The organism is Bradyrhizobium uaiense (assembly GCF_010811875.1).
GTDB classification, from domain to species: domain Bacteria; phylum Pseudomonadota; class Alphaproteobacteria; order Rhizobiales; family Xanthobacteraceae; genus Bradyrhizobium; species Bradyrhizobium uaiense.
On sequence record NZ_VKHP01000299.1, the window covers coordinates 1 to 10,142 of the forward strand.

Below are 10,142 nucleotides of genomic sequence, written 5' to 3' on the forward strand. Positions count from 1 at the left end.
TGGCCAGCGGTCTACCCGATCGCACTCAACAGGCCGGACATATGGATGCAAGCGATCCGATCTCACCAGAAAGCTCTTGTGCCACGGGGGCCGTCCACATATGGGTCCCGGCTTTCGCCGGGACGACCCGAGGAGAGAGCCCCGCGAGGAAAACTCACTTCTCGCGGAACGACCGCATGAACTGGTCGTGCAAGGGCTTCATCAGGTATGACATCATGGTGCGGTCGCCGGTCTGGACGAAGGCCTCCACCGGCATGCCCGGGATGATCTTCACCTCGCTGCCGAGACGCGCGACCTCGCCCGGCGGCATCGAGACGCGGATGGTGTAATAGCTCTGACCGGTGCGCTGGTCAGTTGTGGTATCGGCGGAGACCCGCGTGACAACGCCGTTCAGCTCGGGTGTGGTGCGCTGGTTGAAGGCGGAGAGACGCAGCATGGTCTTCTGTCCGACCTGCAGCTTGTCGATGTCCTGCGGGTTGACCTTGGCCTCGACCGACAGATCGTCGGCCTTCGGCACGATCATCATGATCGCATCGCCCGCGGTGATGACGCCGCCGACGGTATGGACGGTCGACTGCAGCACCACGCCGTCCTGCGGCGCGCGGATGTCGACACGGCGAAGCTGGTCTTCAGCGGTAACCTTGCGCTCGACGAACTCGCCGATCTTGTCGTTGGCCTCGCGCAAGTCCTTGGAAACCTCCGCGAGCATGTCCTTGTCGACCTGAATGATCTGCAACTCGGTCTCGGTGATCTTGCCCTTGGCCTGGGCGCGCGAGGCGATGTATTGCGCACGCTCGCCGGACAGCCGGGCGGCATCGCGCTCCAGCGTGGTCAGGCGAGTCAGCTGCACCAGGTGCTGATCATAGAGCTGACGAACGCCGACCAGTTCGGTGTTCACAAGCTCGATTTCCTTGTCCTTGGACTTCTCCTGCGCCTGCAGGCCGGAGATTTCCTCGTTGAGCTGGGTGACGCGCTCGCGCAACTGCGCCTTCTGGCCGGTACGGCCGTTGACGCGCACTTCGAACAGCTTGGTTTCGCTGGTCATGATGTCCCGCACGTCGGGATCCTTGGCCTGCTCGAGGAGCTGCGGCGGAAACACGATCTTGTCGCGGCCCTGCTGCTCGGCCTCGAGCCGGGCCGCGCGCGCGTAGAGACCGTTCAGCGTCTTGACCACGATCGCAAGGCTCGCCTTGACGACGGTCTCGTCGAGACGCACGACGATGTCGCCCGCTTTGACGGTGTCGCCGTCACGCGCCAGAATCTCGCCGACGACACCGCCGGTCGGATGCTGCACCTTCTTGACGTTGGTATCGACCACCACCGAGCCCGGCGCGATCAGCGCGCCCGAGATCGGCACCGTCGCGGCCCAGCCGCCGACGCCGCCGCCGAGAACCAGGACCACGACGAGGCCGACCACGAGATGCTTTCTGATCGAAGCATGCGCGTTACGCGGTTGATCGGTCATGCGGTCGCTCATGCGGTCGCTCATGACTTGGCCGCCCCCGCATCGGCGACGATCTTGATCGGCGTGGGCACCGGCGGCGCGGCACGCTGCAGCACCTGCGCGAGCACGGTTTCCTTCGGCCCGAAGGTCTGCATGCGGCCGTCCTTGAGCACCAGCAGCTGGTCGACGCCCTCAATGCCGATCGGCCGGTGCGCAACCACGATGACAACGGCACCGCGTTCGCGGGCGCCGCGCACCGCGCGGGTCAGCGCCTCGTCGCCTTCGCTGTCGAGGTTGGAGTTCGGCTCATCCAGCACGATCAGGAACGGATTGCCGTAGAGCGCACGCGCCAGCGCGACGCGCTGCGCCTGGCCGGCGGAGAGCGCCGTGCCCTGCTCGCCGACCTGGGTGTCGTAGCCCTCGCGCATCTTGATGATCATCTCATGCACACCGGCCTCCTTGGCCGCCGCGATGATGCCGTCGGATTTCGCGTCGGGATCGAACCGGCAGATGTTCTGCGCGACGGTGCCGGCGAACAGTTCGACGTCCTGCGGCAGATAGCCGACATGGCGACCGAGCTCGTCCGAGGACCACTGATCGAGCGCGGCGCCGTCGAGCCGCACCTTGCCGCGCGCCGGCACCCAGACGCCGACCAGCGCCCGGATCAGCGACGACTTGCCGGAACCGCTCGGGCCGATCACGCCGACGCCGCTGCCGGCTTCGACGGCGAAGGTGACGTCTTGCACGATGGCGCGCTGGTCACCCGGCGCGACCATGGTCACGGCCTCGACCGAGAGCTTCTTCACCGGCGCCTGCAACAGCGTCTGCGCGGGGCGTGCCGGCATCTGTTGCAGCAGGCGGTTGAGACGCTGCCAGCTCTGCCGCGCGGCGACGAAGCCCTTCCAATGCGCGATCGCGAGATCGACCGGCGCCAGCGCCCGCGCGCTCAGGATCGACCCGGCGATGATGATGCCGCCCGTGGCCTCCTGGTGGATCACGAGATAGGCACCGACCGCGAGCACGGCCGACTGCAACATCATGCGCAGCACCTTGGCGACCGCACCGAGCCCGCCGGTCACGTCGCTCGCACGCTGGTTGCCCGACAGATATTCCTCGTTGGCCTCGTTCCAGCGCTTGTTCATCCGCCCGGCCATGCCCATGGCCACGAGCACCTCGGCGTTGCGGCGGCTCGAAGCGGCGAGATCGTTACGGCGAGCGGCGAGCGACATCGCTTCCTTGGCCGGCGTGCGCGACATGTATTCGGTGATCAGCGTCAGCGTCACCAGAATGATGGCGCCGACCAGCGCGGTGACGCCGAGCAGCCAATGGAATGCGAAGCAGATCAACATGTAGAACGGCAGCCAGGGCAGATCGAAGAATGCACCGGGGCCCATGCTGCCGAGAAAGGAGCGCACATTGTCGAGATCGCGCAGCGGCTGCAGGCCCTCACTGCGATTGCCAGCCATCAGCGGCAGCCGCACGATGGTGTCGAACACACGCGCATTGAGCGCTTCGTCGAGCGAGGTACCGACACGGCCGAGGATTCGTCCGCGCAGGAGATCAAGCATACCTTGGGCGATGTAGAGCACCGCGGCGATGACCACGAGGCCGACCAGGGTCGGAACGCTGCGGCTCGGCAGCACGCGGTCGTAGACCTGGAGCATGAACATCGAGCCTGTCAGATACAGCAGGTTGATCATGCAACTGATGAGGCCAACGCCGATGAAGGCACTGCGGCATGCGCGCAGCGCCTCAGCCAGTTCGGAACGCCGGACAGCGGGCGCGACTGCCATGAAAACCGATCTCTGCAAAAGAAAAGAGTTACGTGATCACCACGTTGTACAGGCGTTTGCGATCATCGTCCATTTCAAGTCGCGCCAAGCAGAGCATGGTTCGCGCCGTATTTTTGTGATCCCACAAACAGTTGACGGAATAATTAGGGTTAACCGGCCGCGGAACCCGCGCCTGAGGCGGGCGCGCTTCTCGGAAAGGGCACGAGAATGACCGACATCGAGACCCGGCCGATCTCGCCCTCGACATCGAACAGTACCCCGCTGCCAACGCCAAGCCCGGCCTCCGCCCGCCAGCGCGCCTCGGCGCGAACGCCGACCCACGCGCCCCGCGGCGGCCTGAACAGTTGCACTGCAAGGTTCGGGTTGGGGTCGGCCACCACATTCTGCACCGGGCGCGCGATGCCGTGGGTCCAATCGGCAGGACCGAGCACGCGCGACAGCGGGCCGGCGTCCGTAATCGCGCTATGGTGCATCCGAAACCACGCGACATCGTCCCCGGCACGGGCTTCCATCGCGTCCATGAACCAGCTGCGACCATGGACGGCGTGCGGGCTGCGCAACGGAAACACCGTCGGATCGACGCGGGCGGCGGCGCTGCCATGAAAACCGGGGATCTCGACCGCACGTTCGCGCGACAGCGTCACGCGGACCGTTGCGCAGGGCTGCTCTTCGCCTGCCGGCCATAGCGTGTTGTCGACGACGCTGACCCGGCCGCCTTCGGTCACGACAGAGACTTGCGTGCGCAAGTCCGCCATCGGCGTCGGCCGCAGGAACCAGGCCGCCGCCGATATCGCCGTGCCCCAGTTGCGCGCGCCCGCCATGGCCTCGACCTCGGCGGTCAAGAGGCTGGCAACCGCCCCGCCCTGGAAGCCCGCGAACGGCCCCGCCGCCAGCGCGGCAGGTTTCCAGTGATGGGGCGTGGCTGAAGGTTCGAAGATGGCCAAGGCGGGGAATTCCTGAGGTGAGCAGGATTGAGCGTTTGCGCAATCTGATCCATGAATATCGACCATGACAAAAGGCCATTCATCACTCGAGGTGAACAGGATTCACCCGTTGGACGCCCCCGACCCGCGGGTCATCCCGCCGCTGACGGCGCTGCTGGCCTTCGAGCGCGCGGCCACCCAGCTCAGCTTCCGGCGCGCCGCGCGCGACCTGTCGCTGAGCCCGTCCGCGATCAGCCACCAGATCCGCGGGCTGGAACAGCAGTTCGGCACCAGGCTGTTCGTGCGCGGCGCGCGCGCGGTGCGGCTGACCGCGGACGGCGAGCGCTACCTTGCAAGAGTGTCGGCCGCGCTGGCGACGCTGCAGGAGGCAAGCCGTGACATGCTGCGGCAACGCGGCGAGGCCAGCGGCGAACTCTGGATCAGCTCACTGCCGTTCTTCACCAGCGCCGTGCTGCTGCCGGCGCTGCCGGAGTTCAAGCGGCGCCATCCGCAACTGACGCTGCGGATCGAGGCCACCCATCAATATGCCGACTTCACCGGATCGCGCGTCGATGTCGCGATCCGCTACGGGCGGGAACATGCCGCCGGGTTGAAGGTCGAGCCGCTGGTCAAGGTCAAGGGATTGCCGGTCTGTACGCCCGCGCTGCTCAAAGCGGGTCTTCGAACACCCGCGGACCTGTCGCGCGAGGTGCTGATCCATGTCACGACGCAGCCGCGCGCGTGGCCGGCCTGGCTGAAGGAGGCCGGCCTGCCGCATCTCGCCCCGCGCGGGCATCTGTGGCTCGACAGCGTGCCGGCGATGCTGGAGGCCGCCGAGCACGGGCTCGGCGTGGCGCTGGCGTTGGCACCCCTGATCAAGGCGCGGCCGGGCTTCGGCAAGCGGCTGGTGGCGCCGTTTGCGTTCGAGCCTGCGCAGAGCGAGACGATCTACCTGGTCTCGCGGACCGAGCAGGCGCGGGACCGGCGGATATCAGCGGTGCGGCGCTGGATCACCGACGCGGTCGCGCGGGCGAGCTAGGCCGTCGCGACGCTGGGTTCCGCCAGAACGCAGCGCGCCTGGTGGCCGGGCGCGACCGGCACATTCGGCGGCAGGCTCTCGCTACAGCGCGGCTCGGCAAACTTGCAACGCGGTGCAAAGGAGCAGCTCGCCGGCGCCTGGTCGAGCGACGGCGGCGTGCCCGGAATGGTCTCGAGCCGCTGGCCGCGCATCGCACCGTGGATGGTCGAAGCCAGCAAGCCCTTCGCATAAGGATGCACCGGCGTGCGCACGATGTCGCGCAGCGCGCCCTGCTCGACGATCTGGCCGGCATACATCACCGCGACGCGGTCGCAGATCTCGATGGCGACGCCGATGTCGTGGGTGACGAAGATGACGGACATGCCGAACTCGCGCTGCAGCTCGCGCAGCAGCAGCAGGATCTGGATCTGCACAGTGGCATCGAGCGCCGTGGTCGGCTCGTCCGCGAGCAGGATTTTCGGCTTGCAGGCCAGCGCCAGGGCGATCATCGCACGCTGGCGCATGCCGCCCGACATCTCGTGCGGATAGGAATCCAACCGACGTTTGGCGGAGGGGATCCGCACCACTTCGAGCATTTCGAGCGCCCGCGCCGTGGCGTCGCGCTCGCTCTTGCCCTCGTGGCGCATCACCGTCTCCGCGATCTGGCGACCGATGGTGTAGACCGGATCGAGCGCCAGCGCCGGCTCCTGGAAGATCATCGAGACGGTCTGGCCGCGGAATGCGGACAGCGCCTCGTCATCCATCGCCAGCACCTCCCGGCCCAGCACCTTAACGCTGCCGGAGATCTGCGTGCGCTTCCGCGGCAACAGCCGCATCAGCGCGCGCAGCGTCACGCTCTTGCCCGAGCCGGACTCGCCGAGCAGCCCCAACACCTCGCCCTCGCCGAGCGACAGGCTGAGATCGTTCACGGCATGGACCGTGCGATCGCCGGTGAAGCGGATGTTGAGGTTGTTGATCTCGACGAGATTGGTCATGCGAGCCTGGGCACCCTGGCGTGGAAATCGGTCGCGCGCTGGAAAGCAGCGCCGATCCGAAGCAAGCCGGCTTCCTCGAAGGAGCGGCCGATCAGCTGCATGCCGACCGGCAGGCCCGTCTTCGTGAACCCGCTTGGAATCGAGAGCGACGGCAGGCCGAGATAATTGACCGGACGGGTGAACCGCGTCAGCCGCTGGATCACAGCTTCCGCGCCCGGGCCGTTGCCGACATCGCTCTCGGCGATCGTCGGTGCCGGCACCGGAGCCGACGGCGCGATCACCGCATCGACGCCGCTGACCGCCGCGTTGTGCGCAGCGAGCGCAGGGCCACGCCAGCGCATCGCCTCGAGATACGTGACCGCCGGTATGGTCAGGCCGTTCTGCAACCGCATCAGGACCTGCGCGCCGTAATCCTGCAGCCGCTCGATCATCCAGCGCTTGTGGAAGGCGGCGGCCTCGACCGCCAGCACCAGTTGCGACGCCGCGCTGAGCTGGCGCTGATCGGGCAGCTCGACCTTGACGATCTCCGCCCCGTCTTTCTTAAGGGTGGCAACCGTCTCATCAAGGATGCGCGCCACCTCGCCATCGAGGTCATCGACATAGAATGCCGTCGGGACGCCGATCTTCAGACCCTTCAGCGACTGCCTGGTCGCAGCCATGTAGTCCGGCACCGGCTGCGTCGACGCGGTGAGATCCTCGGGGTCGGCGCCGGCCATCAGGCCGAGCAGCAGCGCGCAATCCTCTGCGGTCTGCGCCAGCGGACCGACGGTATCGAGCGACTGCGACAGCGGCATCGCGCCGGCACGGCTGACACGGCCGACGGTCGTCTTCAGGCCGGTGACACCACAGAAATGCGCGGGCATACGCACCGAGCCGCCGGTATCTGAGCCGAGCGCTGCGAAGGTGAGCCGCGCGGCGACCGCCGAGCCCGAGCCCGACGACGAGCCGCCGGTGATGTGCTCGGTGTTCCAGGGATTGCGCACCGCACCGTAATGCACGTTGTGGCCTGTCGGCCCATACGCGAACTCGACCATCTGCAACGAGCCGAGCCGGACCTGCCCGGCATCCTTCAGCCGCTGCAACGCCGTCGCGGTCGTCTTCGGCACGAAGTCGCGGCGGATCAGCGAGCCGCAGGTCACGACCTTGCCGGCCTCGTAATACATGTCCTTGTGCGCCAGCGGCACGCCGTGCAATGCGCCGCGGCTGTTGCCCTTGGCGAGCGCGGCATCGGCTTCGGTCGCGGCAGCCAGCGCCTGTTCGGATTCGACCGCCATGTAGGCGTTGAGGCGCGGTTGCCATTCCGCGATGCGATGCAGTACGGCGCGCGTCACCTCATGCGAGGAGACCTTCTTGTCGGCAATCGCCTTGGCGACCGCGGTCAGCGTCATCAGAGCCAGATCAGAGCTCATTTCGACACCTTTGCGATCTGCGCCAGCAGGAAGCTCGCGGGTTCGAGATCGAACGGCAGCGTGCCGGCGATCGGTGCGAAACCATCGAATGCCGGCCCGATCGAATTGGCGATGCGGGTGGCGACGTCGTCGTCGGCGGACACGTCGGCGACGTGCGCGATCACCTTGACATCCTTGGGGGTGGGTCTGGTCATGCCGCGTTTTCTCCTTTTGCTTTTGCCGGCGCGCGGCTGTGCCCCGAGCCAGGAATGGCCATATAGCACGCCGCTTGGTGGCCCATTGTATCGAGATCGCTGAGTTTTGGCGTGTCGTTTGCGCAGAGCGGCTCCGCAAACGGACAACGGGTGTGAAACCGGCAGCCCGACGGCGGATCGATCGGATTGGGCGGATCGCCCGAAATCGGCGGCACTTCGGTGCGCTTGTCGGGATCGGATGACGGCATGGCTGCCAGCAGCGCGCGGGTATAGGGATGCGCCGGCGCGTCCCAGACCGCGTCGACCGGGCCGAGCTCGACGACTTCGCCGAGATACATCACCAGCACGCGGTCGGAGATGTAGCGGACGACGTTGAGATCGTGGCTGATGAAGAGATAGGTCAGGCCGAACTCGCGCTTCAGATCGGCGAGCAGATTGAGCACCTGTGCCTCGACCGATTTGTCGAGCGCTGACACCGCTTCATCGAGGATCACGAGCCGCGGCGACAGCGCCAGCGCGCGGGCGATGTTGACGCGCTGGCGCTGGCCGCCGGACACTTCGTGCGGATAGCGGTTGGCGAAAATCTCCGGCCGCAAGCCCACCTTGCCGAGCAGCTCGCGCGCCAGCGTCCGCGCCGTGTCATCGGCCATGCCGTGGACTTTTGGTCCGAAGGCGATGGATTCCTCGATGGTGAGGCGCGGATTGAGCGAGGCGTAGCTGTCCTGGAACACCATCTGCACGCCGCGCCGCAGATCGCGCAGCGAGAGCGATGGACCGACCTGCCGGCCGTCATAGATGATGTCGCCTGCGTCGCGCGTCATCAGATGCATCAGCAGCCGCGCCGTGGTCGATTTGCCGCAGCCGGATTCGCCGACGATGCCGACGGTCTCGCCCTTCATGACTGCGAAGCTGACGTCGTCGACGGCACGTACGGTCTTGCGCGGGCTGAACAGCCCGCCGCGCACCGGGAAATGCTTGGTCAGGCCATTGACCTGCAGCAGCGGCTGCGCGGCGCCGCCGATATCGGCGACCGGTTCCAGCATGTCGGCTACGGGATTGGCGTCCGTCATCGCACTAGTTCCTGATGTCCATGGCGCTGCGCATGCCGTCGCTGAGCAGATTGAAGCAGATCGAGACCGCGAAGATCATCGCGCCCGGCAGCGCCGCGACCCACGGATTGACATAGATCGCGGTGCGCAGCGTGTTCAGCATCAGGCCCCATTCCGGCTCCGGCGGCTTGGTGCCGAGCCCGAGGAAGGAAAGACCGGCGGCGAGGATCATCGACACCGAGATCAGGCCGGTGGCGTAGACGAAGATCGGGCCGAGCACATTGCCGAGCATGTGCACGCGCATGATGGTGAAGGGACCGGCGCCGGAGGCGCGCGCCGCCTCGACGAAATCCATGTTGCGGACGCCGGTGGTGACGCTCTCGGCGACCCGGGTGATCTGCGGCACGAACACGATGGTCAGCGACACGATCGAATTGGTGATGCCGGCACCGAGCGCGCCCGAGATCGCGATCGCCAGCAGCACAGAGGGGAAAGCATAGAACACGTCGACGGTGCGCATGATCGCGGTGTTGAGCTTGCCGCCGACATAGCCGGCGACCAGGCCGAGCGAAGTGCCGATCATGAAGGCGAGGACGACGGGCAGGATACCGATCACCAGCGAAAGACGCCCGCCATAGATCAGCCGCGCCAGCATGTCGCGGCCAAGCTCGTCGGTGCCGAGCGGATAACCCGGCGTGCCGATATGGCGGAGGCGGCGGATCATCGAGCCCTGATAGGGATCGGCGAGATGCAGCCACGGCGCCAGCAGCGCGGAGGCGAAGATCAGCACCAGGATGATGGCACAGGCCATGCTGACCTTGTCGCGCCTGATGCGGCGCCCGACTGTCGCCCAATAGCCGCGCGCCTTGGTCGCGGGAGCAGCCTGCAACGCGGTATCGCTCATTGCACTCATGCTCTAGCTCCGCTTGATACGCGGATCGATCGCGGCCTGCGCGATGTCGACCAGGAGATTGAGCAGCACGAAGAACAGCGCCAGCACCAGGATCGTGCCCTGCAGCAGCGGCAGATCGCGCTGGAAGATCGCCGAATTCAGCAACAGCCCCGAGCCCGGCCAGGAGAACACGGTCTCGATCAGGATCGAGCCGCCCAGCATGTAACCAAGCTGGAGTCCCATCACCGCGAGCGCGGTCGGCGCGGCATTCTTGATGACGTGGCGAAACACCTCGGTCTCGCGCAGGCCTTTTGCGCGCAGCGCCTCGACGAAATCCTGGCTCAGGATGTCACCGGTCAGTGCGCGGACCGTGCGGGTGACGATGCCCATCGGGATCACCGAGGTGGTGACCGCCGGCAGCACCA

At 66.7% G+C, this 10,142-nt stretch carries 10 protein-coding genes; 1 reads left to right on the forward strand and 9 read right to left on the reverse strand.

Going from position 1 to position 10,142, the window contains the following annotated elements; translation table 11 throughout:
• Positions 1–154: 154 nt before the first annotated feature.
• From FNJ47_RS40930 to FNJ47_RS40940, 3 genes are all read right to left on the reverse strand, one after another.
• A complete protein-coding gene (locus tag FNJ47_RS40930; RefSeq protein ID WP_175068488.1) occupies positions 155–1,465 on the reverse strand; it encodes an HlyD family type I secretion periplasmic adaptor subunit in 1,311 nt (436 codons plus the stop codon).
• A gap of 20 nt (positions 1,466–1,485) precedes the next feature.
• Positions 1,486–3,237 carry a type I secretion system permease/ATPase gene (locus FNJ47_RS40935; protein ID WP_163161825.1) on the reverse strand — a complete coding sequence of 584 codons (1,752 nt, stop codon included), beginning with the start codon at positions 3,235–3,237 and terminating at the stop codon, positions 1,486–1,488.
• 149 nt (positions 3,238–3,386) lie between these two features.
• Positions 3,387–4,181, reverse strand: coding sequence for an acyl-CoA thioesterase domain-containing protein (locus FNJ47_RS40940; RefSeq protein WP_163161827.1), 795 nt, complete (start codon positions 4,179–4,181; stop codon positions 3,387–3,389).
• Positions 4,182–4,290: 109 nt separating this feature from the next.
• On the opposite strand from FNJ47_RS40940, the gene FNJ47_RS40945 reads away from it, so the two are divergent.
• The gene (locus tag FNJ47_RS40945; protein WP_163161829.1) at positions 4,291–5,199 is read left to right on the forward strand and encodes a LysR substrate-binding domain-containing protein; all 909 of its coding nucleotides are present in this window, start codon (positions 4,291–4,293) and stop codon (positions 5,197–5,199) included.
• On the opposite strand, the gene FNJ47_RS40950 is transcribed toward FNJ47_RS40945, so the two are convergent.
• The 6 genes from FNJ47_RS40950 to FNJ47_RS40975 all read right to left on the reverse strand — a co-directional run.
• Positions 5,196–6,173: an ABC transporter ATP-binding protein gene (locus FNJ47_RS40950; RefSeq protein ID WP_163161831.1), complete on the reverse strand. Its 978-nt coding sequence runs from the start codon at positions 6,171–6,173 to the stop codon at positions 5,196–5,198. The genes FNJ47_RS40945 and FNJ47_RS40950 overlap by 4 nt on opposite strands.
• The gene (locus FNJ47_RS40955; RefSeq protein ID WP_163161833.1) at positions 6,170–7,582 is read right to left on the reverse strand and encodes an amidase; all 1,413 of its coding nucleotides are present in this window, start codon (positions 7,580–7,582) and stop codon (positions 6,170–6,172) included. The genes FNJ47_RS40950 and FNJ47_RS40955 overlap by 4 nt, the downstream gene beginning before the upstream one ends.
• The gene (locus FNJ47_RS40960; RefSeq protein ID WP_163161835.1) at positions 7,579–7,776 is read right to left on the reverse strand and encodes a hypothetical protein; all 198 of its coding nucleotides are present in this window, start codon (positions 7,774–7,776) and stop codon (positions 7,579–7,581) included. The genes FNJ47_RS40955 and FNJ47_RS40960 overlap by 4 nt, the downstream gene beginning before the upstream one ends.
• Complete coding sequence (locus tag FNJ47_RS40965) at positions 7,773–8,846, reverse strand: ABC transporter ATP-binding protein (protein WP_163161837.1); 1,074 nt, start codon at positions 8,844–8,846, stop codon at positions 7,773–7,775. Before FNJ47_RS40965 ends, FNJ47_RS40960 begins: the two co-directional genes overlap by 4 nt.
• 4 nt (positions 8,847–8,850) lie before the next feature.
• Entirely contained in the window at positions 8,851–9,738 is an 888-nt protein-coding gene (locus tag FNJ47_RS40970) for an ABC transporter permease (protein WP_163161839.1), read from the reverse strand.
• 3 nt (positions 9,739–9,741) lie between these two features.
• Positions 9,742–10,142 (reverse strand): ABC transporter permease subunit (locus FNJ47_RS40975; protein ID WP_163161841.1); only part of this gene is annotated, 401 nt, incomplete at its 5' end.